General features: G+C 73.4%; 20 protein-coding genes. 5 read left to right on the forward strand and 15 right to left on the reverse strand.

What is annotated here, in order from left to right; genetic code table 11:
• Window positions 1-57: 57 nt before the first annotated feature.
• The gene (locus ACJ5H2_RS19305; protein ID WP_408897059.1) at window positions 58-822 is read left to right on the forward strand and encodes an IclR family transcriptional regulator; all 765 of its coding nucleotides are present in this window, start codon (window positions 58-60) and stop codon (window positions 820-822) included.
• Window positions 823-952: 130 nt separating this feature from the next.
• On the opposite strand, the gene ACJ5H2_RS19310 is transcribed toward ACJ5H2_RS19305, so the two are convergent.
• From ACJ5H2_RS19310 to ACJ5H2_RS19335, 6 genes are all read right to left on the reverse strand, one after another.
• A complete protein-coding gene (locus tag ACJ5H2_RS19310; protein WP_408897060.1) occupies window positions 953-3,031 on the reverse strand; it encodes a CocE/NonD family hydrolase in 2,079 nt (692 codons plus the stop codon).
• Window positions 3,032-3,122: 91 nt separating this feature from the next.
• Window positions 3,123-3,959 (reverse strand): SDR family NAD(P)-dependent oxidoreductase, encoded by an 837-nt coding sequence (locus ACJ5H2_RS19315; RefSeq protein WP_408899652.1) that lies wholly within the window; start codon window positions 3,957-3,959, stop codon window positions 3,123-3,125.
• Between the two features lie 14 nt (window positions 3,960-3,973).
• Window positions 3,974-4,903 carry an NAD-dependent epimerase/dehydratase family protein gene (locus ACJ5H2_RS19320; RefSeq protein WP_408897061.1) on the reverse strand — a complete coding sequence of 310 codons (930 nt, stop codon included), beginning with the start codon at window positions 4,901-4,903 and terminating at the stop codon, window positions 3,974-3,976.
• A 253-nt stretch (window positions 4,904-5,156) separates the two neighbouring features.
• Window positions 5,157-6,785: an AMP-binding protein gene (locus ACJ5H2_RS19325; RefSeq protein WP_408897062.1), complete on the reverse strand. Its 1,629-nt coding sequence runs from the start codon at window positions 6,783-6,785 to the stop codon at window positions 5,157-5,159.
• Window positions 6,786-6,928: 143 nt separating this feature from the next.
• Window positions 6,929-10,411 (reverse strand): heterodisulfide reductase-related iron-sulfur binding cluster, encoded by a 3,483-nt coding sequence (locus ACJ5H2_RS19330; protein ID WP_408897063.1) that lies wholly within the window; start codon window positions 10,409-10,411, stop codon window positions 6,929-6,931.
• Window positions 10,412-10,603: 192 nt separating this feature from the next.
• Window positions 10,604-13,162 (reverse strand): hypothetical protein, encoded by a 2,559-nt coding sequence (locus tag ACJ5H2_RS19335; RefSeq protein ID WP_408897064.1) that lies wholly within the window; start codon window positions 13,160-13,162, stop codon window positions 10,604-10,606.
• A gap of 118 nt (window positions 13,163-13,280) precedes the next feature.
• On the opposite strand from ACJ5H2_RS19335, the gene ACJ5H2_RS19340 reads away from it, so the two are divergent.
• Both ACJ5H2_RS19340 and ACJ5H2_RS19345 read left to right on the forward strand, forming a co-directional pair.
• Window positions 13,281-14,750: a M1 family metallopeptidase gene (locus ACJ5H2_RS19340; RefSeq protein ID WP_408897065.1), complete on the forward strand. Its 1,470-nt coding sequence runs from the start codon at window positions 13,281-13,283 to the stop codon at window positions 14,748-14,750.
• 28 nt (window positions 14,751-14,778) lie between these two features.
• Window positions 14,779-15,828, forward strand: coding sequence for a hypothetical protein (locus tag ACJ5H2_RS19345; RefSeq protein ID WP_408897066.1), 1,050 nt, complete (start codon window positions 14,779-14,781; stop codon window positions 15,826-15,828).
• A gap of 122 nt (window positions 15,829-15,950) precedes the next feature.
• Here the strand turns inward: ACJ5H2_RS19345 and ACJ5H2_RS19350 are convergent, their stop codons facing one another.
• The 9 genes from ACJ5H2_RS19350 to ACJ5H2_RS19390 form a co-directional block, all read right to left on the reverse strand.
• Window positions 15,951-16,976, reverse strand: coding sequence for a serine/threonine-protein kinase (locus tag ACJ5H2_RS19350; protein WP_408897067.1), 1,026 nt, complete (start codon window positions 16,974-16,976; stop codon window positions 15,951-15,953).
• A 68-nt stretch (window positions 16,977-17,044) separates the two neighbouring features.
• The gene (locus tag ACJ5H2_RS19355; RefSeq protein ID WP_408897068.1) at window positions 17,045-18,430 is read right to left on the reverse strand and encodes a dihydrolipoamide acetyltransferase family protein; all 1,386 of its coding nucleotides are present in this window, start codon (window positions 18,428-18,430) and stop codon (window positions 17,045-17,047) included.
• 11 nt (window positions 18,431-18,441) lie between these two features.
• A complete protein-coding gene (locus tag ACJ5H2_RS19360; RefSeq protein WP_408899653.1) occupies window positions 18,442-19,419 on the reverse strand; it encodes an alpha-ketoacid dehydrogenase subunit beta in 978 nt (325 codons plus the stop codon).
• Window positions 19,420-19,424: 5 nt separating this feature from the next.
• On the reverse strand, window positions 19,425-20,558 hold the full coding sequence (gene pdhA, locus ACJ5H2_RS19365) for a pyruvate dehydrogenase (acetyl-transferring) E1 component subunit alpha (RefSeq protein ID WP_408897069.1): 1,134 nt from the start codon (window positions 20,556-20,558) through the stop codon (window positions 19,425-19,427).
• Between the two features lie 256 nt (window positions 20,559-20,814).
• Complete coding sequence (locus ACJ5H2_RS19370; protein WP_408897070.1) at window positions 20,815-21,339, reverse strand: hypothetical protein; 525 nt, start codon at window positions 21,337-21,339, stop codon at window positions 20,815-20,817.
• 346 nt (window positions 21,340-21,685) lie between these two features.
• Window positions 21,686-22,564, reverse strand: coding sequence for a hypothetical protein (locus ACJ5H2_RS19375; RefSeq protein WP_408897071.1), 879 nt, complete (start codon window positions 22,562-22,564; stop codon window positions 21,686-21,688).
• Between the two features lie 7 nt (window positions 22,565-22,571).
• A complete protein-coding gene (locus ACJ5H2_RS19380; RefSeq protein ID WP_408897072.1) occupies window positions 22,572-22,760 on the reverse strand; it encodes a hypothetical protein in 189 nt (62 codons plus the stop codon).
• A 64-nt stretch (window positions 22,761-22,824) separates the two neighbouring features.
• Entirely contained in the window at window positions 22,825-23,826 is a 1,002-nt protein-coding gene (locus ACJ5H2_RS19385; protein WP_408897073.1) for a hypothetical protein, read from the reverse strand.
• Window positions 23,823-24,266: a hypothetical protein gene (locus ACJ5H2_RS19390; RefSeq protein WP_408897074.1), complete on the reverse strand. Its 444-nt coding sequence runs from the start codon at window positions 24,264-24,266 to the stop codon at window positions 23,823-23,825. Before ACJ5H2_RS19390 ends, ACJ5H2_RS19385 begins: the two co-directional genes overlap by 4 nt.
• A gap of 25 nt (window positions 24,267-24,291) precedes the next feature.
• On the opposite strand from ACJ5H2_RS19390, the gene ACJ5H2_RS19395 reads away from it, so the two are divergent.
• On the forward strand, window positions 24,292-24,996 hold the full coding sequence (locus ACJ5H2_RS19395; RefSeq protein ID WP_408897075.1) for a GntR family transcriptional regulator: 705 nt from the start codon (window positions 24,292-24,294) through the stop codon (window positions 24,994-24,996).
• Window positions 24,997-25,020: 24 nt separating this feature from the next.
• Window positions 25,021-25,413, forward strand: coding sequence for a phage holin family protein (locus ACJ5H2_RS19400; protein WP_408897076.1), 393 nt, complete (start codon window positions 25,021-25,023; stop codon window positions 25,411-25,413).
• The last annotated feature ends 6 nt before the right edge of the window (window positions 25,414-25,419 follow it).

Here is a 25,419-nt window from a genome sequence, read left to right on the forward strand (position 1 = left end):
CCGGCCTCCGGTCCGCTCCCGCCACGGGTGCGTTCCACTCACCGGTACGCTGTGAGCGTGGCGCCGACCGACGACCTGGACACCGTCCTCGGCAAGGCGGTGGCGCTCCTGCGCGCCTTCGGCGCCGACGACCGGCTGCTCCCGCTCGCCGAGCTGGTTCGCCGTACCGGCCTGCCAAAGGGCACCGTGCACCGGGTCGCGGGCGACCTGGTCCACCACCGCCTGCTGGAGAAGACCGAGCACGGGTACCGGCTCGCGGGCGGACTCTTCGAGCTCGGCATGCGCGCCGCGACCGAGCGCACCCTGCTCGAGGTGGCGATGCCCTTCCTACAGGAGCTCTACGAGCGCACGCACGAGACCGTCCACCTCGGCGTACGCGAGGGCACCGAGGTCGTCTACGTCGCCAAGATCGGCGGCCACCGCCAGGCCCGCAGCCCGTCACGGACCGGCGGCCGGATGCCGATGCACTGCACGGCGATCGGGAAGGTCCTGCTCGCCCACGCCGACCCCGCGGTGCGCGCGAGCGTGCTGTCCGGCCCGCTGGCCCGTCGTACGCCGCACACGGTGGTGGCGCCCGGCCTGCTGGAGCAGCAGCTGGACCGGGCACTGGAGACCGGGCTGGCCTTCGAGCGCGAGGAGTCGACGCCCGGACTGCTGTGCGTCGCGGCGCCGGTGCTCGACACCGACGGGGCCACCGCTGTCGCCGCGATCAGCGTGACCGGACCGGTCGGCCGGTTCCGGCCCGAGGCGCACCAGAACGCCGTACGGGCCGCGGCCACCGCGCTCGCCAGCACCCTCGCCCGCCGGCCCGGAGGGCTCTAGCGAGGCGGGGCGCGCGGGACGGCGTACGTCGACGCATGCACGGACGACTCGAGGGTCGGAGCTGACGACTCGACGGGTAGAGATCGACGACTCGACGGGTCAGAAGTGACGACTCAACCCTCCCGGAGGGTCAGCGGACCGCCATCGTGAGCTGCGAGGGGTGCTCGGGGCCGGTGTGCAGGGTGATCGGGGCCAGGTGGGTGAGCAGGTCCGGCACGGTGGAGAGGAGGTGCGGGACGTCGAAGGCCTGCACGGCGATCCGGAGCCGGTGGCCCTTCGCGATCACCGCTCCGGTCGGGAAGATCTCGACGTCGACAGGAGCGATCTGACCGGCCGGCAGGCGCGTCTTCGCGGCCCGGGTGAACGGGTGGTAGGTCTGCAGGAGCTCGCCGTCCAGGTAGCGCGAGCGCCCCTCGTCGAGCGCCCGGTGTGCGATGGTCTGCCAGCCGCCGCTGAGCCGGGTCACGGTCCCGTCCGGCGCGACGTCCTCCACCGCGACCGACAGCATGCCGTCGCCCGTCGGCGTCGAGACGTGGAGCCGGGCGTTGAGCGGACCCTGGAAGCGGACGTCGGCGTCGAGCGGTGCCGTGTCGAAGGTGACCCCGCCGAGGTCGTTGAGCCGGTTGTCCCGGAAGCACGGGAGGTCCCGCAGCAGCGCGGCGGGCAGGCCGGCGGTCCACTGGTTCGCCGAGCGGGTGCACAGACCGGTCAGCGGGATGGCCGGTACGACGGCGGTGCCGGCGTCCGGCGTACCGCTGGCGAGGCCCCCAGCCCTCCCGCCGACGGAAGCGGACCCGGACAGCTGCCAGGTGCGTGCCGACAGGTCGTCGTCGACCCACTTCGCCTTGCGCACCCACGACCCGGAGCCCTGCTCGTAGTAGGTCATCGGCGCGATCCGGTCGAGCTGTCCGTCGCGACCGCCGATCCAGTGGTCGAACCACCGCAGCTGCAGCTCGGCCAACGAGCCGTATCCGGCCTTGGCGACCTCCGTCCCGGACGAGCCCTGCAGGTGGTCCCACGGGCCGAGGATCAGCTTCGTCGGCACGCCGCGCTGCTGCAGCCGCTCGAAGAGGAGCGGGGTGCCGCGCTGGAAGAGGTCGAACTCGCCGCCGATGAGGAAGGTCGGGACCTTCACCTTGTCGATGACCTCGATCGGGGAGCGCTCGCGGTAGAACGGCCCGTCGTAGGCGGGGTCGCCACCCAGGACGGCCTGCACCGCGAGCGGCAGGGTGAAGGTGGTGGCGCCGAAGAGGTGGTCGAGGGCCGTCTTCAGACCGGCCTGGGGCTCCTGGAGTCCGTAGGCCGGCGGGATCACGCCGGTCGCGGTGACCAGGCCGAGCCACAGCGGGATGAAGCCCACGTCGATCTGGCCGCCGGAGGCGACGACGTCGCGGTAGACGTCCGCCGCCGGCACCTGCGGGAAGATCGCCTTGAGGCCCTTCGGCTGGTGAGCGGCCGCGAAGAGCTGTGAGATGCCCATGTACGACGCCCCGGTCATCCCGACGCTGCCGTTGCTCCACGGCTGGGAGGCCGCCCACTCGACGACCGCGCCGGCGTCCTTGCCCTCGCGCGCGCTGAACGCGTTCCACTGGCCCTGGGACGAGCCGGTGCCACGGGCGTCCACGGTCAGCTGCGCGTAGCCGCGCTTGACCAGGTACGCCGGGTCCGCGCCGGACAGCACGGAGCCGCCTCCGGAGGAGAGCACCGTCTTGTTGTAGGCGGTGATGGTCACGATCACCGGGAGGGGCGTCGCGACGGGCTTGCCGTCGGGGCCGGCGGGCTGCTGCAGGTCCGCGCGCAGCACCACGCCGTCGTCCATCCGGATCGGGATGTCGCGGGTGGTGACGGCCGCGTCGTACTCCGCGGGGCGCGCGGTCCAGGGGGCCGCGGCCGGCGTTGTGCCCGTCCCGGTCCCTGTCCCGGCGGCGGGGGTCGGCGCTGCCGGCACCGCCGCGGCCGCGGGCTTGGCGCACTTGCGACGCTTCTTCTTCGCCTTCGAGCACTTCTTCGGCTTCTCCGCGACCGATGCCGCGGCGCCGGCCTGCGGGGCCGAGGCGGCGGCGGGCGCGGCGCGGCCGCCCGCCGTGCCGAGGGCGTCCCCGGCGACCGGCAGCACGAGCGCGAGCCCCAGCCCGGCGCTGACCAGGGCGGCCGTGAGCCGCCGGCGGCGCGCTGGGTCGATGGTCAGGCGCGAGGCGACGTCGTTCATCAGTGGTTCCCTCCCCGGGTGGTACTCACCGGTAACGACGCACCCGTGGCGCGGGTCACGCGCGCGCAAGGGCACCGGCGGACGGGACCGGTCAGGGGCGGTCGGGCATGTTGGTCCAGCCCTTGCCGTCGTGGCGGCGGTACCAGCCGGAGGCGGCGAGCGTGCCGCCGTCGACGGGGATCGTGTGGCCGGTGACGAAGCGGGCGTCGTCACTGGTCAGGAACGTCACGACGCGGGCGTGGTCCTCCGCCTCGGCGAAGCGGCCCAGCGGGAGCCACAGCGGCACCAGTTCCTCGTCGCGCCCGCGCAGCATCGCCGCCCGCGAGGTCTGCGCGGTGTCGGTGAGGTCGGGCGCGATGGCGTTGACCCGCACCCCGCGGGGGCCGAGCTCGACGGCCAGGCTCTTGGTGAACGCCGCGACCCCGGCCTTGAACGCCGAGTACGGCGCGCTCGCGGGGATGCCGCGGAAGGCCTCGACGGTCGAGACGTTGACGATCGAGGAGCCCGCGACGACGTACGGCAGGACGGCGTGGCTCATGGCGAGCACATGACGCAGGTTGAGCTCGTAGAGCCGCTGCCACTGCGCGGGCGTGCTGTGCGCGAAGTCGCGCGAGGCGGGCCGGAAGTCGCCGACGTTGTTGACGAGGTGGTCGACCACCCCGCGGACGGCGACGGCCGCTTCCACCACGGCCGCGACGACGCCGTCGTCGGTGACGTCTCCCTCCACCACGGTGCACGAGCCGCCGTCGGTGCGGATGGCCGTGGCCGTCTCCGCGGCGGCGGTGACGTCGATGTCGTTGAGGACGACGTGGTCGCCGCGTGTGGCGAGCGCCCGGGAGATGGCCCCGCCGATCCCCGTGGCCCCGCCGGTGACGATGCTGACGGGCGTCCCGTCCTGGGCCGTGCCCCGTGCCGGGTCCTGCGTCATGTCCACGGCCCGGCCTAGCGCGACGCCGGCAGCGCGTCGGCCGCGGCGACCATCGTCCGCAGCGTCGTCGCCAGGTCCCCGCGCTGGTAGCCGAGGAGTGCGGTCTCCGCCGGATCCGGCTCGTAGGCGATCGTGGTGCCCTTGCCCGCCACGAGGTAGTCGTCGGGCAGGAAGGCGTGGTCCTCGTCGCAGACCCCGACCGTGCGCCCCGCGCCGGCCGCGTCGAAGAGCGCCTGGAAGTAGCCCTGGAAGCTCAGGTTCTCGTCGCCGATGAGGTAGGCGCGACCGGACGCGCCGCGCTCGACGGCGCCGGCCACGGCTGCCGCGACGGCGTGGACCGACATGTAGTTGGTGCCACCGTGCGGGGCGCAGTCGGGCACCGCGTCGGCCATCTCGCCGCGCGCCCAGCGGACCATCTTGGCGAACGCGCGCAGCGGGCGACCCTGGATCGCGCCGACGACGTTCGGCGGGTTCACCGCGCACACCGCGAACCCGGGCGCGGCGAGCGCGAGCACGCCGCGCTCGGCCTCGGCGCGGGCGCGCACGTAGGCGTTCGTCTCGGCGAGGGCCGGCAGCACCTGGTGGTAGTAGCTGCCCACGAGCACGGCACGGCCGACTCCCGCCTCCCGCGCCTCGGCGAAGAAGGCCGGCAGGCTGGCCGTCTGCACGTCCTCCCAGGTCGCGGCCGACGCGTGCGGGCCGACGTGGCGGATGTCCTGGCCGGCGGAGAACACGACCGCGTCGAACCCCCGCAGGCGCTCATCCCAGCCCGGCTGCGTGTAGTCGCCCTCGACCCAGCGGTACGCCGCCGCCGGTGCGTCGGCCTGCGGCCGGTTGCGCCCGGCCACCGCGACGTCGTACCCGCGACGGGCGAGCTCCTCCGCCACCGTGGAGCCGATCAGCCCGGTGCCGCCCACCACCAGGACACGCTGCGCGTCGCTCATTGCCTCTCCTCCGTCACTGCTTGCCGACCAAGCACTTGCTTGGCATCCGCAGCATAGGCGAGGTTGCCGGCCTGTCAACGCCCTGTCGCGGCGAGCGGGACAGTCCCGACCCGGCGCACGATGACATCCCAGCTGCATCGACCCGGCAGAAACGCGCACGAGAGGCACCCCGACCCGGCCCGACCTCCCCGCGGCGGTGCCACGTTCTGCCGGGTCGGCGGATCTTGGGCGCCCGTTGCGGGGCGGGTCGCGGTCAGCCCAGACCGAGCAGCTCCGCGGACCTCTCGCGCATCTCGACCTTGCGGACCTTGCCGGTGACCGTCATCGGGAACTCGTCGACGACGAGCACGTAGCGCGGGATCTTGTAGTGCGCGAGCTTCCCCGTCGCGAAGGCCCGCACGCCGTCGGCGTCGAGCGGATCGGCTCCGGGGCGCAGGCGCACCCATGCGCACAGCTCCTCGCCGTACTTCTCGTCGGGGACGCCGACGACCTGGACGTCCTCGACGTCGGGGTGGGTGTAGAGGAACTCCTCGATCTCGCGCGGGTAGATGTTCTCCCCGCCGCGGATCACCATGTCCTTGATCCGTCCCACGATGGTGCAGTAGCCGTCCTCCCGCATCACCGCGAGGTCCCCGGTGTGCATCCACCCGTCGTCGTCGATGGCCTCGGCGGTCTTCGCCTCGTCGTCCCAGTAGCCCAGCATCACCGAGTAGCCGCGGGTGCAGAACTCGCCCGGCACGCCGCGGGGCACCGTCTCCCCCGTCGCCGGGTCGACGATGCGGATTTCCACGTGCGGCGCAGCGCGGCCGATGGTCGCCGTACGCCGGTCGAGGTCGTCGTCGGCGCGGGTCTGGCAGCTCACCGGGCTGGTCTCGGTCATGCCGTAGGCGATCGAGACCTCGGCCATGTGCATCTCGTCGATGCACCTCTTCATCACCTCGACGGGGCAGATCGAGCCCGCCATGATGCCGGTGCGCAGGGTCGCGAGGTCGTAGGAGCCGAAGTCTCCGGAGCTCTGCATCGCGATGAACATCGTCGGCACGCCGTACACGGCGGTGCAGCGCTCGCCCTGGATCGTGCGCAGGGTGACCGCCGGGTCGAAGCCGGACGCCGGGATCACCATCGTGGCGCCGTGGGTGACGCAGCCGAGGTTGGCCATCACCATGCCGAAGCAGTGGTAGAAGGGCACGGGGATGCAGAGCCGGTCCTGCTCGCTGAAGCCGATCAGCTCGGTGACGAAGTAGCCGTTGTTGAGGATGTTGCGGTGGCTGAGCGTGGCGCCCTTCGGGAAGCCGGTGGTGCCGCTCGTGTACTGGATGTTGATCGGGTCGTCCGGGCTCAGCTCGCGCTGTCGCGCGATCAGGGCGTCGGCGGGCAGGTCCGCGCCGGCCGCGACCAGGCGCTGCCAGTCGTCGCTGTCGACGTACAGGGTCTGCTCGAGGCCGGGCACCTCGCCCTTGGCGGTGACCTCCTCGACCATGCCCCGGTAGTCGCTGGTCTTGAAGCGGGTCGCTGCCAGCAGCAGGCGCAGGCCGGACTGGTTGACGGCGTACGCGAGCTCGTGGGTGCGATAGGACGGGTTCACGTTCACCAGCACCGCGCCCGCCTTGGCCGCCGCGAACTGGATGATCGTCCACTCGGCACAGTTGGGCGCCCACATGCCGACGCGGTCGCCCTTCGCGATGCCCAGCCCGATCAGGCCTCGCGCCGCCTCGTCGACCGCGCGGTCGAACTCACGCCAGGTCCAGCGGCGCCCACTGGCCACCTCGACCAGCGCCTCCCGGTCCGGCCAGCGCCCGACCGTGCGCTCCAGGCTGGCGCCGATCGTCTCCTCGAGCAGGGGCGTGGTGGTCTCGCCGGCGGCGTACGACAGCTCGGTCATGGAGCCATGGTGACCTGCCGGTGATGGTGGTCACAGCCCTCGAAAGGGGGTGCTGCGGGAATCGCCGCTGCAGCGGCGGTTCCCTCGCTCCTTGACCGGTGCACCGGTCGAGAAGCGAGGGAACCGGCCAGGAAGGACCCAACTCAGAGGTCGAACAGCGAGTCCGCGGCGTTGATGTCGGCGTCGGTGCGCGGCGCGTGGGCCTCGCCGGAGGACGACGCCGGCGCGGCCGGCTTCTTCTCCGCCGGCGGGGCGGGCGCGTCCTCCGCGACGGGCTCCTCCGTGACGGGCTGCTCCCCTGCCGGCTCGGCCTCGCCGGCGGGCTCCTCGACCGGCTCCGGCTCGGGCTCCGGCTCCGGCTCGGGCTCCGCCACGGCCGGGGCCGCGGCAGGGGCCGCGGCGGGGGCCGGCGCCGGCCGGTCGACCGTCGTGGCCTCGGGCGCGGCGATGTCGAAGAGCGAGCCCATCGCGTTGATGTCGACGTCGGTCTGGGGCGCGCTCGCGGTCGCGCTGGACGCCGCAGCAGGAGCCGCCTCGGCAGGGGCGGCCTCGGTCTCAGCGGAAGCCGTCTCAGCGGCGGGCGTCTCGGCGACCGCCGCGGCCTCCTCCGAGCGGGCGTCGCCTTCGACCGGCGCGGCCTCGGGCGTCGGCGTCGGCGCCGGGGCCGTCGCGGCCGGGCCGGCCGGAGCAGCGGGGGCCTCGATGTCGAACAGCGAGCCCCCGGCGTTCAGGTCGACGCTGGGCTGCTCCGGCGCGGCCGCGGCCACACCGCCCTCGACCTCGGCCTCGACGACCTGCTCCTCGAGCGGCTTGGGCGCCGACTCCATCTCGGCGGCGGGCGTCGTCTCCGCCTTCGCCTCGGCGGCGGCCGGCGCGGTCTCCTCCTGCGGAGCGATGTCGAACAGCGAGCCGCCGGCACCGAGGTCCGCGGCGGGCTTCGCCTCCGCCGTCGCTGCGGCCTCCGCCTTCGGAGCCTCCGCCTGCTTCTCGCCCGCCGGAGCGGCCGGGGTGTCGAACAGGGAGCCACCCTCGTCGAAGAGCGAGCCGCCGGTCGCCGGCTCGGCCTTCGCCTCGCCGGCCGTCTCCTCCCCGGCCTTCTCCTCGGCCGGGGCGTCCGCGGCGGGGGCCGCGTCGAACAGCGAGCTGGAGTCGTCGAAGAGCGAGCCACCGGCGGCGGGCTTCTCCTCCTTCGCCGGCGCGGACGGCGCGGAGGGTGGCGTGTCGAACATCGAGCCCGGGTCGTCGAACATCGACGAGCCGCCCGACGCCTTGGCGGCGGGACCGACGTCCTCGGTGTCGACGACGGTGTTCTCGGTGACGGTGACGTCGCCGGCCTCGGGCTCGGCCTTGGTCTCGACCGACTGCCCCGACTGCCCCGACTGCGCCGGAGCCGCGGCGCCCGCGGCCGCCTTCGGCTGCAACGGCGCGCCCTGACCGGGCAGCAGCTTGGTGGCCTGCTCGCCCTTCACCGAGGCGAGCAGCATCTGCGCGACGTCGAGGACCTCGACCTCCTCGCGCGCCTCCCCGTCGGCCTGCATCTTGGTCAGCCCGTCGGACAGCATCACCCGGCAGAACGGGCAGCCCACGGCGACCTGGTCGGCGCCCGTGCCGACCGCCTCGGCGGTGCGGTTCAGGTTGATCCGCTCGCCGATCGTCTCCTCCATCCACATGCGGGCACCGCCGGCGCCGCAGCAGAAGGAGCGCTCGGAGTTGCGCTCCATCTCGGCCAGCTCCGCGCCGGGGAGGATCTGCAGCAGGTCGCGCGGGGGCGTGTAGACCTGGTTGTGGCGACCGAGGAAGCACGGGTCGTGGTAGGTGATCTTGCGCTGGTGGGCGCCGGCGCCGTCGGCCACGGGCGTCAGCTTGCCCTCCCGGACGAGCCGGTTGAGCAGCTGCGTGTGGTGGATGACCTCGAGCTCGAGACCGAGCTGGCGGTACTCGTTCTTGAGGGTGTTCATGCAGTGCGGGCAGGTCGAGACGACCTTCTTCGCCTTGGCGTCGGTGAGCGTCTCGATGTTCTGCTGGGCAAGGCCCTGGAAGACGAACTCGTTGCCGGCGCGGCGGGCGGAGTCACCGGTGCAGGTCTCGCCGTTGCCCAGGACGCCGAAGGAGACGCCGGCCAGGTCGAGCAGCTCGGCGACCGCGCGGGTGGTCTTCTTGGCACGGTCCTCGTAGGCACCGGCACAGCCGACCCAGAAGAGCCAGTCGACCTCGTCGAGGGACTCGATCGAGTCCCCGACGACCTTGACCTCGAAGGGAAGGTCCTTGGCCCAGTCGAGGCGAGCCGTGGGCGACATGTTCCACGGGTTGCCCTTGTTCTCCAGGCCCTTGAAGAGGCCGTTGAGCTCGGAGGGGAAGCTCGACTCGACGAGCACCTGGTAGCGGCGCATGTCGACGAAGTGGTCCACGTGCTCGATGTCGACGGGGCACTGCTGGACGCAGGCACCACAGTTGGTGCAGGCCCACAGGGCGTCCTCGTCGACGACGAAGTCGCCGCCCTCGGGCATGTAGAACCAGTCGTCGACGCCGTCGGCCTGCTCACGGTCGGTCTTGCCGACGAGCGCGCGCTGCTCGGCGCCGCCCGCGACGGCGTACGCCTCCTCGCGCATCGCCATGATCATCAGCTTGGGCGAGAGGGGCTTCTCGGTGTTCCAGGCGGGGCACTGGGACTGGCAGCGACCACACTCGGTGCAGGTCGTGAAGTCGAGGATGTCCTTCCACGAGAAGTCCCAGATGCCCCCGGTGCCGAGCGTCGCGTCCTCGTCGAGCTCGTCGATGTCGTCGAGCGTGATCGCCTTGCCGCCCGACGTGAGCGGCTTGACCGCGCCCAGGGCGGTCCGGCCGCTGTCCTCGCGCTTGAACCAGATGTTGAACCAGGCGGTGAAGCGGTGCCACGCGATGCCCATGGTGAGGTTCGTCGAGATCACCATCAGCCAGGCCATCGCCGAGACGATCTTGACCATCGCGATGAAGAAGATGATGTTCTCGAGCGTGCCGACCGAGTCGTGGCCGGTCGGGAAGAGGTTCGCGAAGAGCTGAGAGACCGGGAAGTGGAAGCCGTCGGCGTGCTCGGCGGCCTCCCCGCCGTGCGCCGTGGCGAGGTTGTACTCGGCGCCGCGGATGAACAGGATCGCCGAGCTCTCGAGCAGGACCATCGCCTCGACGAAGTAGGCCTGCCACATCCGGGACCCGTAGAACCGGCTCCGGCGGCCGAGCTGGGAGGGCTTGTGGGTGAGCCGGTAGACGATGAGCGGGACGATCGCGATGGTGCCGAGCAGGCCGAGCAGCTCTGCGGCCCACTCGTAGATCCACCACTTCCCGATCACGGGGATGGTGAACTCGGGGTCGAAGAGCTGGAAGTACGCCGCGGCGACCGCGGTGGACAGCCCGATGAACGCCGCGAAGGCGAACCAGTGCAGGATGCCGACCCAGGTCCACTGCAGCATCCGCGTGTGGCCGAAGGTCTCCTTGACCATCGTCAGGGTGCGGCCGACCGGGTTGCCGGAGCGACCGGGCGCGGGCTGGCCACGCTTGATCACGCCCAGCATCGCGGCGACGGCGCGCGCGGTCAGCGCGACGGCAACGGCCGAGACCGCCAGGGAGACGACGATCGCAAAGATCTGCATGGTGTCCAACAGCTCCTCATCCACCGGGAGTCAAGGGGCGCGCACAGGAGTGCGCGCGACGAGCCTAGTGCCGAACGGGCCCGGCCGATCGCCATAGGCAAGCCTTACCCCGCCCCGCGCTGGGACCGCGGTACCCGGATCCTACCGGCAGGTAACTTCCTCGGGGAGAGATGTCCGTCTCAGCGGGCGCGCTCAGGAGGCGCGGACCGCGCTCACCCGGCCGTCGCCGCCGAAGGTGACGGTGACCGGGACCCGCGGACGGCCCTCCGTCCGCGCGCAGAAGGTGTACGTCGCCCCGAGCCGCTCGTACGGCTGGCCCACGGCACGCAGCACCTCCTCGGTCGACATCCCGGGACGCACCCGCGCCTGCGCCTGGGCCAGGGACGGCCGCAGCTCGGGGTTGCGACACGAGTCCGGTCGCACGCCGTACGCGCGCTCCCACATCTGGAGATAGGCCTCGGCTCCCCGCGCCATGTCGTCGACGATCCTCGCGCCGTCGCCGGGTTGCTGCGCCTCGGCCACCTGCCGCAGGTCCTCCACCCAGTCGGGGTAGAGGCCGTACTGCGCCACCCCGTCGACGTTGATGTCCCACACCCGCTGCCCCGCGCGCTGCTTGTCGACCGTGACGCCGCCGAGGCCGGTGAACGGGTAGCGCACCGGGTTGGCCACGTCGGCGCCGCGCGGGTTGCCCTGGGCCCCGAGGCCGTTGATGTCGGCGCCGAACCCGAAGCCGAAGTAGTACCGCGAGTCGGCCCAGCCGAGGTGCCGGCGCCACTTGTCGACGAACCCGGTCGAGTCGCCGGCGTACGGCGTGATGAAGCCGCCCGCGGCGTAGATGCGCGGGTAGGTGTCGGGAGTCGACCACGAGTGGCTGGAGATGACGCCGGGATATCCCAGGTCCTCGATGACGTCCATCGAGGCCGCGCGCGCCTTCACCGAGAGGTGGTCGGGGTCGAAGACCATCCCGCGCCGGGCGAGCCCCTCGATCGTGTGGACGCCGAGCTCGGTGAGCCCGCGCCGGTTGCAGTGCGCCGGCTGCGGGTAGAGCGGCAGCGCCGGCAGCAGGCCGAGCACCTGGGCGAGCGCACCGAAGAGCGCGTCCTGCTGGCCGGCGGTGATGTCGGGGAGCGTGATCTGCGGGTTGTCGGCGGACTCGCCGTCGGCCGGCTCGCAGTGCTCCATCGCCCAGAACGAGCCGGTCTCGAGGAAGTTCGCGGTGTTGACCAGCGGGCCGATGGCGCCGGCGTCCCCGGCGACGCCCGCGAGCGCGTTGTCGAACTTGTTGACCAGCTCCATCTGGCGTACGCCGAGGGCCTGCATCTCGTCGAGGTTCGCGTCGATCTCGGCCGTCGTGCACGCGGGGAAGTCGCGACCGAGCACCTTCTTGTAGGTGCAGCCGAACGGGATCGAGGTCTCGATGCCCATGACGACCGCCATCTTGCCCGCGTTGATGACCCGGCGGGCCTCGAAGGGGTCCTTGACGATCCGGTAGAAGCCCTTGCCGGGGCCGCCGAACTGCGCGTCGATGTAGTCCTGCATGACGTACATGTCCTTGGCCTGCAGCCGGATCGACGTCATGTCGTCGCACGAGTTCTTCTTGAGGGGGTAGAGCTGGCAGAGCTTGTTGTTCTCGACGAGCAGGTTGACGAAGAGCCGCTGCCCACCGCGCCAGGCCCGCTCGAGCCAGCGGTAGTAGGTGCCCTCGTGGGTCAGCGACTCGGGCGCCGGCCAGTCCCTGAAGGTGGGCCAGCCGACGGGGTCGTGCGACGCCTTGCCGGACAGCACCGACTCGAGCAGGGCGCCCTTGCCCCCCGTCACCGTGTGGTCGGTGCAGTCGACGAGCGCGGCCGGCGCGCCGTACGCGTGCCACGGCCGCCCGCAGTGCACCTTGCCGCCGAGGAACTCGAACGCCATGCCGTGGGTGTGGGCGTCGACGAAGCCGCGGACCTCCTGGTACGACGTCTCGCCGCCGAACGGGTCGCCCGTCACGTTGACGTCGGCCTCCGGGTACGCCGGGCAGCCGCTCGCGAGGCGGACCTCGAACGGAGTCCCCGCCGCGCCGGTGGTCAGCGCCGTCCCCTGGGCCATGAGGGCGCCGGCGCCGTCGATGCGGAAGGTGAAGGTGCCGTCCTCGCCGGTGGCGGTCCAGTCCGCGGCGGGGCTCGGCTTCGCGGCGACCGCGACCGTGCCGTTGCCGTTGCGGGCCAGCTCGCCGGTGGCGGTGTGCAGCAGGTACCCGCCCAGGCGCGTCGCCTTGAAGTAGTAGGGACCGAAGGTCGCGCCGGAGGCGGCCAGCGTGTAGCAGCCGCCGGCCATCGCGAACCGGTCGGCGGGCACGGCGGTGCGGTCCGGGTAGGCCGCGGTCGGCACCAGGGTGGGATCCGGCAGCGCGCGCTCGCGCTCGACGTACTCCTCGGCGGCCGTGCGCTCGGCGGCGGTGGTCGGGTCCACCGCGGTCTCGCCGACGGCGAGGCCGCGGGCGACCTGGTTCTTGGTCGCGGGGTCGTGGTGGTCGTGCGGCGCCAGCAGGCTGTCGTCGTGGGGGACCCCGCGCTCGGACTTGTCCTGCTCCGCGGCGGCAGCGAGGGAGACGGCGGGCTCCTGGTCCCCCGGTCCCGCGGCGGGCACGGCGATCGCGACGGCGACGACGGCGAGCGCCAGCAGCCCGGCCAACACGACGTGCCGGGCTCCCCCGGGGAAGGAGGAGCGCCGCGCGGGGACCGCGGGCTGCTCCACGGGAGCGTGCGTCATGGCGTCCTCCGATCCCCGGCGTCACGTGACGCCGATCACCCGTGCAACGACCGTGGCGGGCGCCGGTGACGGGGAAGGTGAACGGCAGTCAGATTTCACCGCCGGGCATGATGCCTCCATGACACGCGCCGCCGGACCGGCCGGAGCCGTGCTCGCCTGCTGCCTGGCGCTCGCGGCCTGCGGCGGCACGGACGCGCCCGCCTCGCCGGGCACGGGCTGGAGTGGCGGCGAGCCCACCAGCTCCCCCAGCAACAGCGCTCCGCCGGGCGACCTCGCCATCGCCCGCAACGAGACGCGGGAGGACTCGGTCTACCCGGCGTACGGCGATCCCCTCGTCGACGCCCTGCACTACGACCTCGACCTCGCCTGGTCCCCGGAGGAGGAGCGACTCACGGCGACCGAGACGCTGACCTTCCGGGCCACCGGCGACGCGGCGGCGATTCCCCTCGACTTCAACGAGCAGCTCGCCATCGCCAGCGCCAGCGTCGACGGCACGCCCGCCGCGCACCGCGTCGAGGGCCACGACCTGACGGTCGAGCATCCGCTCGAGGAGGGCCGGCAGTACGAGCTCGTGCTGGAGTACGCCGGCACGCCCGCCCCCGCCCCGTCGCCGAGCCAGCGGGCCGACTTCGCGCAGGGCGTCGGCTGGAGCATCACACCCGAGCACGAGACCTGGACCCTGCAGGAGCCCTATGGCGCCTTCACCTGGTACGCCGTCAACGACCACCCGTCGGACAAGGCGCTCTACGACTTCACCCTGTCCGTCCCGGCGCCGTGGTCCGGTGTCGCGAACGGCGTCCTCACCTCCTCGACCATCGAGGGCGGACGGAGCGTGAACGCCTGGCACCTGGCGGAGCCCGCGTCGTCGTACCTCGTGACGGTGGCGTTCGGCGACTTCCAGCACACCGACCTGGAGTCGGCCAGCGGCGTGCCGATCCAGATCTGGACCGACGCGGACGGCGAGCCGACCCCGGGCGACACCGCCTATGCGCCGGAGGCGATCGACTGGCTGGAGCGGATCCTGGGGCCCTACCCGTTCGACAGCTTCGGCATCGTCGTCGTCGACAACGACAGCGGCATGGAGACCCAGACGATGGTGACGCTGGGCGACTCGGCGTACAGCCTGTCCGCCGCGGTGGTCGTGCACGAGGCCGCCCACCACTGGTACGGCGACACCGTCACGCCCGCGGACTGGTCCGACGTGTGGATGAACGAGGGCATGGCGATGTACCTCCAGGGGATGTGGGAGGCCGAGCAGGAGGGCATCGCGGTCGCCCGGAAGATGGACGAGTGGGCCTCCTTCGAGGCCGACCTGCGCGCCCAGTCGGGTCCGCCGGGAGCCTTCGACCCGGCCCAGTTCGGCGACGGCAACATCTACTACGGCCCCGCTCTGATGTGGCAGGAGCTGCGCGAGCGGGTCGGCGACGCGGCGTTCTTCGCGCTCCTGCGCGAGTGGCCGGCGGCGCAGGCCAACGACACCGCCGATCGTCGGGAGTATCTCGACTGGATCGAGCAGACGACCGGCGAGGAGCTGACGTCGTTCTTCGACGGGTGGCTGCTGGACCGGACCACGCCCGACCGGGACTGAACGTACGCTCCCAGGGAAGGCTGGCCAGGTGTCCCACGTGCGTCGCGGCTCGGCCTGCCGGGTCACCCCTGCCCTCGCCGACCGCCTGGCCGGCCTCGTCTGCGTCGCCCTGATGGCCGTGTCGCTCGTCGGCTGCCGGGCCGGGATCGAGTCGCCAGCCGAGCTGACCCGCCAGGTCACCGCGCTCGCGGCAGTCGCCGAGGTCGACCTGGCGACCCCCGAGCCCGGGGACGACTGGACGCCGACGCTGTACGTGACCCTCACCGAGGACGCCACCCGGGACGAGATCGCCCGCGTCCTCGACGCGTCGATCGACGGGCTCGAGGACCTCTACGGCCGGGGCTACGGCGACGGCAGCGCCGAGCTGGTCCTCCGCGATCCGGCCGAGATCCACGAGCTCGAGCTCGTGACCGATGACCATCGCAGCGCGACGGTGCTGGCCGCGGCCTGGGCGGCCGCTTCCGAGAGGCTCCCCGCGCACGAGTGGACCCTCAGCGGCCGCGGCCAGGTCCACGTCGACTCGATCGCCACCGCCGAGATCGCCGACATCCTCGCGCTCGCCACCCAGGTCGCCTCCGACGACCGGCTGGCCGGCGTACCGGGCTGGGCGTTCAACACCTCCGACCTCGGCCGCCCGATCACCTACCTGGCCACCGACGAGCCGCTGACCTCGGAGGTGGTCGGCCGCTGGCGCGCGCTCGCCGCCGCGGACGCGCTCGCACCCGGGCGCGGGCTCGAGCAGGTCACGCTCACACCGCAGGACCAGCCCGGCTACCGGGTGGAGAACCCCGCCGGTCCGGGCACCGTCAACCTGTCCGCCCGCTTCGACCACGAGGGCGTGGGGCCCTTCACACCTGCGGCGTACGGCGACCGGCTGGCGCCGCTCGTCGAGGCACTGTGGTCCGTGGCGAGCTCCTTCGGCCCTGGCTCGCGCCTGCACCTGGAGTTCCTCGGGACGGACGACTCGGGTGACCTGCTCAACCTCGTCGTCGGCGGCGACCCGCTGCCCGGCCCCCATCGCGAGTCCGCACAGTTCGCCGCCTGGACGGCCTGGGCCGAGGAGCTCCTGGCCCCCTGAGGCCGCTCTCCGTGTGCCGTGACCCGCGAGGTGTGACTTGTGGGGGTGTGAGGTGTGAGTTCCTAGGGCCGCGGTGGCCCCACTTCTCACACCTCGCGGCCCCACTTCTCACACCTCGCGGGTCAGGGCCAGAGGCAGCGGGCGGCGGCGGTGAGGACGGCGTCGACGGGAAGGTCCGCGAGAGAGTCGCCGGCCTCGGCACGGGGGCCGGCGAGCGCGCGGGCGGTGCAGGCGGCGGTGGTCGGGTCGAGTGCCGCGTCCTGCTCGAGGGAGCGAGCGAGGGGCGCGACGGCGCCGCCGGCGGCCGCACGGCCGGCCTCGGGCTCCGGTCCCTGACCCGCGGGCAGAGCGACCGGCGCCACGAAGAGGACCACCGCGGCAGCCGAGCCCGCCAGCGCCGCTAGGAGACTCGCCCGCCGCCGACCTCTCGCGTACGACGACGCGGCGGCCGCCGCACGCAGCTCCTCCCGCAGCTCGGCGGCCGAGAGCCGACCGGCCAGCGCCGCCTCGAGCACGCGCGCGAGGCGGCGCGGGACATGCGGCACCGGCCGGCCGTCGTACGGCGTCCGGCCGGTGAGGCACGCGGCGAGCAGCCGTCCCATCGCCTCCAGGTCGGTCCTCACCCCACTGCCGTCCCCGGCCGCCGTGGCGATGCCGAAGTCGGCGAGATAGGCGACCGTCTCGGGCCCGCGGCGGCGCAGCAGCACGTTGGCCGGTTTGATGTCGCGATGGGCCAGGCCGGACCGGTGCGCCTCGGCGAGTCCGTCGGCGACCTGGGCGACGACCTCAGCGGCCTCGTGCGGCGGCAGCGGGCCGTGGTCGCGCAGCGCCGCGCCCAGGTCGCCGTCGGGGACCAGCTGGCTCGCGATGTAGAGCCGGCCGTCGACCTCCCCGTGCGCGAAGACCTGCACGATGTGAGGCGAGTCGAGCGCGGCCTGCGCACGAGCCTCCGCGACCAGACCGGCCCGGAACGCCGGGTCGCCGGAGTGCGCGGCCACGATCAGCTTGAGTGCGACCCGCCGCTCGAGCACGGTGTCGACGGCCTCGTAGACCGTGCCCATGCCACCCCGGCCCAGCCAGCGCACGATCCGGTACGGCCCGAGCGCATCGCCCGGTGCCGGCGCACCGTCGACGCTCGGGGCGGACACGCGGCCTTTCTACCCGCGCCGGCGCCGTCCCGCGACCGCTCCTCCCCAGCCTCCCGGGCCGCCGGCGGCTAGTAGAGCAGCGCCGTCGCCGGGTCGCTCACGATGTCGGCGACGTCGGCGAGGAACCGCGAGCCGGTGGCACCGTCGATGTGGCGGTGGTCGAAGGACAGTGTCAGCGTCATCGCCTGGCGCGGGACGACCTGGTCACCGACGACCCACGGCTGCGGCCTGATCGCGCCGAGGCACAGGATCGCCGACTCGCCCGGGTTGATGATCGGCGTGCCGCCGTCGACGCCGAACACCCCGACATTGGTCAGGGTGAACGAGCCGCCCGCGAGGTCGGCCGGCTGGGTGCGGCCCTCGCGGGCGGTGGCCGTCAACGCCTCCAGCGCCTGGGCGAGCTCGACCAGCGAGAGCGCGTGCGCGTCCTTGATGTTCGGGACGACGAGCCCGCGGGGGGTGGCCGCGGCGATGCCGAGGTTGACGTAGTGCTTGACGACGACCTCCTGGGCCGCCTCGTCCCACGTGGAGTTGATCAGCGGCGTACGCCGCAGCGCGAGCAGGCAGGCCCGCGCGACGACCAGCAGCGGGCTGACCTTGACGTCGTGGAACTCGCGACGGTCCCTGAGCCGTGCGACGAGCTCCACGGTCGCGGTGGCGTCGACGGTCACCCACTCGGTCACGTGCGGGGCGGTGAACGCCGACGACACCATCGCGGCGGCCATGTTCTTGCGCACGCCCTTGACCGGCTCGCGCGTCTCCCGGCCGGCGGGATCGCTGGCCACCGGCCCGGCGGTGGTGGGACGGGACCCGCCACCGGCGGCGGCCAGCACGTCCTCCTTGCTCACCGTGCCCTTCGGCCCGGTCGGGACGAGCCCCGCGAGGTCCACGCCGAGATCGCGGGCCAGGCGCCGCACCAGCGGCTTGGCCAGCGCGCGGACCGGGCGGGTGGGGTCCACCGGGCCCGGGACCACGACCGCGGCGACCTCGGCCGGAGCGGCCTTGCGCGCGCGACGCTTGAGCGCGCGCTGCTTGGGTCCGTAGCCGACGAGGGTCGCGTTGCCGGCCGGCGGGATGTTGGTGTCGATGGGCTCCGGCGCCGCGGCCGGCACGGCGGCGGCCGGCGGGCCCTGCTCCGCGGGAGCCGGGGACGCAGCCGCCGCGGCCGCGGAGGGCGCCGGGGCGTCGGACGCGGGGGGCGCAGGCGCGTCCCCGGGCTCGCCGATGCGGATGATCGGCGTGCCGACCTCGACCGTGTCACCCTCGGCGGCGAGCAGCGCCAGCACGTGGCCGGCGTACGGCGAGGGCAGCTCGACGACCGACTTGGCGGTCTCGATCTCGACGACGACGTCGTTGACGGCGACGACGTCGCCCTCCTTGACCCGCCAGGCGACGATGTCGGCCTCGGTGAGACCCTCGCCGACGTCGGGAAGCTTGAACTCGTGGGCAGCCATGGCGTGACTCCTCAGAACCCGAAGGTCCGGTCGACGGCGTCGAGGACCCGGTCGAGGTCGGGCAGGAAGGCCTCCTCGATCCGGGCGGGCGGATAGGGCGTGTCGAAGCCGCCGACGCGCAGCACCGGGGCCTCGAGCGAGTGGAAGCACTCCTCGGTCACCCGGGCGGCGATCTCGGCGCCGAGACCGAGGGTCACGTGCGCCTCATGGACCACCACCAGGCGTCCGGTACGGCGGACCGACTCGTAGACGGGCAGCAGGTCGAGCGGCGAGAGGGTCCGCAGGTCGATCACCTCCAGGGAGCGACCCTCCTCGGCGGCGACCGTCGCGGCGTCGAGGCAGGTGGAGACCGTGGGACCGTAGGCGACCAGCGTCGCATCGGCGCCCGGACGCACGACCCGGGACTGCCACAGCGGAGCCGGCGCGGCCGAGAGCGCCGCCTCGTCCACGTCGGCCTTCGTCGAGTGGTAGAGCCGCTTGGGCTCGAGGAAGACGACCGGGTCGTCCGCGTGCACCGCCTGCTGGATCATCGCGTAGGCGTCGGCGGGGTGGGAGCAGGCGACCACCTTGAGACCGGGCGTGTGCACGAACTGCGCCTCGGGAGACTCGCTGTGGTGCTCGACGGCGCCGATGCCGCCGCCGAACGGGATCCGGATGACCATCGGTATCCGGATCCGCCCCTGGCTGCGGAAGTGCAGCTTGGCGACCTGGCACACGATCTGGTCGTAGGCGGGGTAGACGAAGCCGTCGAACTGGATCTCCACCACCGGCCGGTAGCCGCGCATGGCCAGTCCGACCGCCGTGCCGACGATGCCGGACTCGGCGAGCGGCGTGTCGATCACCCGGGCGTCGCCGAAGTCCTTCTGCAGCCCGTCGGTGATCCGGAAGACGCCACCGAGCGTGCCGACGTCCTCGCCCATGATGACGACCTTCTCGTCGTCCTCCATGGCCTTGCGCAGGCCGGCGTTGAGCGCCTTGGCCAGGGTCATGGTCGTCACGAAAGCACCTCCTCGAACGACGCGGCGTGGGCGTCGTACTCCGCCTGCTGGGCAGCGAGCTCGGCCGTCTTCTCGGCATGGACCAGGTCCCACAGGTCGTGGGGCGAGGGGTCGGGCAGGGCATGGCACTCGCGGCGCATCCGCTCCCCCAGCGCGTCGGCCTCCGCGGCCACGTCGGCCACGAACGCGTCGTCGGCCATGCCGTTGCGCCGCAGGTACACCTCCAGCCGGGCGATCGGGTCCTTCAGCTTCCAGTGCTCGACGTCGTCGCTGAGGCGGTACCGGGTGGGGTCGTCGGTCGTGGTGTGGGCGCCCATCCGGTAGGTGTAGGCCTCGATGAGGATCGGCCCCTGGCCGTCGCGCGCCCGCTGCAGCGCCGCCTTGGTGACGGCGTACGTCGCCAGCACGTCGTTGCCGTCGACCCGGATGCCGGGGAAGCCGAAGCCGTGGGCGCGGCGGTAGAGCGGGATGCGGGACTGCCGCTCGAAGGGCTCCGAGATGGCCCACTGGTTGTTCTGGCAGAAGAACACGACGGGAGCGTTGTAGGACGCGGCGAAGACGAAGGCCTCGTTGACGTCGCCCTGCGAGGAGGCGCCGTCGCCGAAGTGGGCCACCACGGCGGTGTCCCGGTCGGGGTCGCCGGTGCCGACGAGGCCGTCGCGCTGGACGCCCATGGCGTAGCCGGTCGCGTGCAGCGTCTGCGCGCCGATCACGATCGTGTAGAGGCCGAAGTTGTGCTCGGAGGGGTCCCAGCTGCCCTGGTCGACACCGCGGAAGAGGGCGAGCAGCCGGACCGGGTCGACGCCGCGGCACCAGGCGACGCCGTGCTCGCGGTAGGTGGGGAACACGTAGTCCTGCGGGGCGAGCGCGCGGCCGGCGCCGATCTGGGCGGCCTCCTGGCCGAGCAGCTGGGCCCACAGCCCGAGCTCGCCGTGGCGCTGCAGCGCCGTCGCCTCCACGTCGACGCGCCGGACGAGCGTCATGTCGCGGTAGAAGCCGCGCAGCTGGTCGGCGCTGAAGTCGAGGTCGAAGCCCGGGTGGTGGACCCGCTCGCCCTCGGGAGTGAGGAGCTGGACGAGCTCGGGGTCGGGCGCGCGTTCGGGGGCCGGTCCGAAGACGGGGTCGGTCATTGCCACTCCTTGCATCCGCCGCTGCGGGATCGCCGCGGGACGGGTCGGGTCGGTCCGTGGTCCGGGTCCGTCACAGGGGTGGCGCGACGTGTGACTCGGAGCACATCCTCATCGCCACGATACTCGTCCCCATGATCGGCAGTCGGTTCCCGCCGCCGTCCGGCGGCGGGTGCGACGCACGGGAGATCGCTCCCGGCGCCCTGTCCCCCCAGGGCGGGAGACGACGACCGGGGAGCCGGACCGCCGTCGCCCCGCATCACTTCTCGATGTAGCTGTAGCCGTCGACCAGCCACTCGCCGCTGCTGCCGTCGAGCATCCAGGTCGACATGAGCGTCTTGTCCGTGGTCGGTGCGTACACCTCGCCGCTGGTCGTCGCGAACGAGCCGACGACGATCGCGTCCTCGAAGGCGTACTCGGCGTTCGACATCTCCAGGTCGCCCGCCACCGCCTCACAACCGGCCTGGTCGGTGAACTCGGAGGAGAAGTAGTCCGGCGTGGTCAGGCCCTCGACGGCGAGGCAGTCGCCCTCGAGGAGCGAGTCGAGGAAGGCGCGAGCGGTGATGTTCGGGTCCTCGTCGGGCCCCTCGCCGAGGGCGGTCAGGTCCTCGGACGGGTCCTCGGAGCCGTCGTCGGTGTCCTCCGTCGGCCGGTCGGTCTCGTCGGTCTCGTCGGTGTCGTCCGAGGACTGGGCGCTCGCGTCGTCGCGGGCGCTCGGCTCGTCGTCGCCGTCGAAGACCGTCAGCGCGAGGACGGCCACGACGCCGAGGACCAGGACCACCACCGCGGCGACGATGCCGATGATCAGGCCCCTGCGCCCGCCACGACCCCCGGTCGGGGGTGCTGGGAAGCCGGGACCACCGGGGTATCCGCCACCGGGGTATCCGCCACCCGGGTATCCGCCACCCGGGTATCCACCGGGGAGCCCCGTCCCCGGGTAGCCCGGGCCGGGATGTCCCCCGGGCGCAGGCTGGTAGGGGTAGGGAGGCGGCGGGGGCCCCTGCGGGGGTCCCCCCGGCGCGCCGTACGGCGGCGGCGCGGGCGCGCCACCCGAGGGCGGCGCCATCTGCGTCGGGGGCTGTTCGCCGGGCAACCCAGGTGGGGGGAACTGGTCGCTCACGCGCGTGAGCCTAGTGGTCCGCGGCTGGCGGGAACGTCGATTCGCGCCGACGGCCCGACCACAGCGTGAGCAGGACCAGGACGACGCCGACCGGTGCCGCCCACAGGAAGGCGCGGGCGTACGGCTCGACGGAGCCGATCACGGTGTCCAGCAGTACGCCGGCGAGCTCGCGGCGCTGGACCTCCACCCGATCCAGGGCCGCACCGGCCAGGGGGTCGGCGGTCAGGAGCAGCGCGCCGGCCCCGATCGCGACCCCGAGCAGCGCACCCGCCGCCGCGCGCACCCGTCCGCGCCAGCCGCGAGCGACGAGCACTGCGAGGGCGACGACCCCGAGCCACACCAGGGGCAGCAGCCGCACGACGCCGTCCGCCGTGCGGTACGCCGGCCCGGCCTCGGCGACCTTCGCCTCGGTCTCGACGGGGACCAGGAGCGGGATCCGCGGCAGCAGTCCGACGGGGATGCCGCGCTCCTCCAGCTGCAGCAGCACCTGGGCGACGAGCGGACCGGCGTCGACGGTGATCATCCCGTCGGCGGGCGCCCCCGGGTCCTCCAGGACGGCGAGCACCTGGTCGTGGAGGTCGCCGTTGGCCTGGCGCCAGAAGGTGGGGAACTCGGGGCTCTCGACGACCGCGGTCGCCGCGACGCCGGCCCACTCCCGCACCGCCTCCGGCAGGCCGACCGGGATGTGCTGCTGCAGGGCCGTGAACGCGCCGTCCGCGGCGGCCTCGGCCAGGAGGGCACGGACGCGCTGGTCGTCGGCGAGGCCGGCGACCGTGTCGACGTACTCGTCACGGTCGTCGACACGCGCGGTCAGCCAGGTGCCCGCGATCGCGAGCGGCGCGACGAGGGTCGCGACGACGAGCAGGAGGAAGGTGGTGAGGGGGCGCACGGCCGGCTCAGCACTCCGGACTGCCGTCGCCCGGGCCGCGCAGCGCGACGAGGGCCACGACGAGCGCCCTCACCGCGAGGTGAGCCACACCGCCGCCGACCACGAGGACCCTCGGGCCCCGCCGGCGACCCCCGGTCGTCGGCGGCGCCGTGGGCGTCGGGGGCGGGGCGGGGGTGGGCTGGTCCGGGTCGGACATCGCGTCTCCTCGGCGGGGCGGGCTGGGGCGGGGCGGGGGACGTACGGCGCCGGGCGAGCTGCGCTCAGTCCGCCTCGTCGATCTTCCAGCGACCGTCCTCGCGGACGAGCTGGACGACGGTCTTCTGCGTGGTGCCGAAGGCGGTGAGCTCGACGGGCACCGTGGCCGTGCCGGCCGCGTCGTCGACGGTCGGCGCGCCGATGTCGTAGCTGAGGCTGTCACCGAGGTCCGAGGGGATCTCGTCGATGTCGCAGCTGCCCTCCTCCTCGAGGTAGCGCTGCGTGACCAGGTCCTCGGCGGTCGCGCAGTCACCGGCGAAGGCCGAGTCGAAGAACGCCTCGACGACGGCGGCGGGCTCGTCGGGAACGGCGTCGGCGGTGCTGCTGCCGCCGGCGGAGGGCCCGGAGCCGGTCGATCCCGAGCTCGGCGGGTCGCTGACGACCCCGTCGGTCGGCTCCTCGGCGCCCTCGGAGCTCGAGGTCCGCGAGGCGGCGTACGACGCCACCCGCCACGACCCGTCGACCTTCTCGAGCACGAACGTGTAGCGGGCGCTGCCCTCGGGGCTGGTGAACTCGGCCGGCACGCTCGCGGTCGAGCCGTCGATGCTCGCGTCGTGGACCTCGGACTCGACGTCCTCGGACTCCAGCAGGTGGAAGGCCTCGGACTCGCAGGGCGCCTGGGACCGGGCGGCCTCCGTCAGCAGCCTCTCCACCGCGGCGCAGTCGCCGTCCTCGGCCGCGTCGACGAGGTCCTCGACGACCTCCTCCGGCGAGCCCGCCCCGGTGTCCCCGCCGCGGTCACCGTCGTCCCCGTCGTCACCGGCGAGGGCGACGACCAGGCCCACGACCAGGCCGACGAGGAGCACGACGCCGACGACGCCGAGCACGATCCACGGCGCCCGGCCGCGCCCCTGGACGGGCCCGCCCGGTCCTCCGGGCGGGCCCGGCGGCGGGAACGGCGGCGGGCCGCTCGGCGGGCCGCTCGGGGGCGGGCCACTCGGGGGCGGGCCACTCGGCGGTGGCCCGGGCGGGGGCGGCGGGGCGCCGTACGGCGGGGTCTGGCTCATCGGGGGCTCACCTGCTCGAGGTAGTCGGAGAACCACGACTCCAGGTCGGCGGGGTCGGTGGGGAACGGCGGCATGTCGGACGGGATACCCGGAGGCGGCCCGCTGCGAACCTCGTCCGGCCGGTCGGGGGGCGGGAGCGAGCCGCTCGGCACCACGGTCGGCGGAGCGGTCGGTAGGTCGGTGGGGAAGTCGGAGGCGTCGATCGTCGGCAGGTCGAGGGTCGACCCGGAGCCGGGAGCCGCGGGCACCGTGGTGCTGGCATCGTCGCCGCCACGGTCGGGCGCCCCGTCCTCGCGACCGACGAGGGCGACGCCCGCGACCGCGATGGCGGCGAGCGCCAGGACGATGCCGACGGTGATGACGACCTGGAGGCGACGGTTGCCCTGCACCTCGAGGGAGGGACCCTCGGGCGGACCGTCGGGCGGGGACTCGGGAGGCACGACCTCAGCCTTGCACAATGGGTCCATGGCCGGACCGTCCACGCCGCGCTCCTCACCCTTCTCGCCCCTCAGCGCCGAGTCCGCGTCCACCGTCGCACGGGTCGCCGCCGAGGTCCGCCGCGCCATCTTCGAAGGCGAGCTGGAGAGCGGCACCCCGCTGCGGGAGATCGCCCTCGCCGAGGCGCTGGGAGTCTCCCGGCCCACCGTGCGCGAGGCGCTGACGGTCCTCGTCGGCGAGGGGCTCGCCACCCGTGAGCCGCACCGCGGCGTCATGGTCGCCACCCCCCGCGCCGAGTCGGTGCGCGACGTGTGCCGGGCCCGGTGGGTGCTGGAGGGCGCGGGCGTGCTGGCCTGGCCGACCGCGGACGACGTACGCCGCGCGCGGGTCCGCACCACCTTGGAGGCCTACACCGCGGCGGTCCGCAGCGGCGAGGCGTCGTACGAGAGCCTCAACGAGCGCCACCTCGCCTTCCACGTGTCCCTCGTCGAGCTGACCGGCAGCGAGCGGCTGGTGCAGATGGCCGAGACCCTGATGGACGAGCTCATGCTCGCGCTGGCACAGGTGGACCGGGTCCAGCGCAACGCCCACGACGAGGCGGGCTCGCACGAGAGCCTGGTCGCCCTGCTGGAGGCTGGGCGCATCGACGGCCCGGACGGCGCGCACGCCCTGCTCCGGCGCCACATCGACGACGCCGCGACCGAGATCGTCGAGGCGCTCGGGCTGCAGTGACCGCCGCGATGACACACTGACCGCATGCTGGCCTTCCTGTCCCGTTGGGCGATCACGGCCGTCGCGCTGGCCGCGGCGGCCCAGCTGATCGACGGCATCTGGTTCGACGGTGCGACGGCCGGGCGCGCCGAGCTCGAGGACAAGGTCCTGCCGCTGGTGCTGGTCGCGCTGATCTCCTGCGCGATCACCGCCTGGGTGAAGCCGCTGCTGACCCTGCTGTCGATCCCCTTCATCCTGGTGACCCTGGGCCTCTTCCTGATCGTGCTCAACGCGCTGCTTCTGCGCCTGACGGCCTGGCTGGCCGACCTCGTCGACCTCGGCTTCCACGTGGACGGCTTCTGGCCGGCGGTGGGCGGCTCGATCATCATCAGTGTCACCACCTGGCTCCTCGACGCCCTCGTCGGCGTCGACGACTGAGCGGCG

Origin of the sequence: Nocardioides pymetrozini, assembly GCF_046058985.1 — a bacterium.
In the GTDB taxonomy this organism is placed as follows: Bacteria; Actinomycetota; Actinomycetes; order Propionibacteriales; family Nocardioidaceae; genus Nocardioides.

Bases quoted from the DNA above. Each gene is read 5' to 3' on its own strand.
- ACJ5H2_RS19310 (WP_408897060.1), bottom strand. From the start codon at position 3,031: ATGAACGACGTCGCCTCGCGCCTGACCATCGACCCAGCGCGCCGCCGG.
- ACJ5H2_RS19315 (WP_408899652.1), bottom strand. From the start codon at position 3,959: ATGACGCAGGACCCGGCACGGGGCACGGCCCAGGACGGGACGCCCGTC.
- ACJ5H2_RS19320 (WP_408897061.1), bottom strand. From the start codon at position 4,903: ATGAGCGACGCGCAGCGTGTCCTGGTGGTGGGCGGCACCGGGCTGATC.
- ACJ5H2_RS19325 (WP_408897062.1), bottom strand. From the start codon at position 6,785: ATGACCGAGCTGTCGTACGCCGCCGGCGAGACCACCACGCCCCTGCTC.
- ACJ5H2_RS19330 (WP_408897063.1), bottom strand. From the start codon at position 10,411: ATGCAGATCTTTGCGATCGTCGTCTCCCTGGCGGTCTCGGCCGTTGCC.
- ACJ5H2_RS19335 (WP_408897064.1), bottom strand. From the start codon at position 13,162: ATGACGCACGCTCCCGTGGAGCAGCCCGCGGTCCCCGCGCGGCGCTCC.
- ACJ5H2_RS19340 (WP_408897065.1), top strand. From the start codon at position 13,281: ATGACACGCGCCGCCGGACCGGCCGGAGCCGTGCTCGCCTGCTGCCTG.
- ACJ5H2_RS19355 (WP_408897068.1), bottom strand. From the start codon at position 18,430: ATGGCTGCCCACGAGTTCAAGCTTCCCGACGTCGGCGAGGGTCTCACC.
- ACJ5H2_RS19360 (WP_408899653.1), bottom strand. From the start codon at position 19,419: ATGACCCTGGCCAAGGCGCTCAACGCCGGCCTGCGCAAGGCCATGGAG.
- pdhA (WP_408897069.1), bottom strand. From the start codon at position 20,558: ATGACCGACCCCGTCTTCGGACCGGCCCCCGAACGCGCGCCCGACCCC.
- ACJ5H2_RS19380 (WP_408897072.1), bottom strand. From the start codon at position 22,760: ATGTCCGACCCGGACCAGCCCACCCCCGCCCCGCCCCCGACGCCCACG.
- ACJ5H2_RS19385 (WP_408897073.1), bottom strand. From the start codon at position 23,826: ATGAGCCAGACCCCGCCGTACGGCGCCCCGCCGCCCCCGCCCGGGCCA.
- ACJ5H2_RS19395 (WP_408897075.1), top strand. From the start codon at position 24,292: ATGGCCGGACCGTCCACGCCGCGCTCCTCACCCTTCTCGCCCCTCAGC.
- ACJ5H2_RS19400 (WP_408897076.1), top strand. From the start codon at position 25,021: ATGCTGGCCTTCCTGTCCCGTTGGGCGATCACGGCCGTCGCGCTGGCC.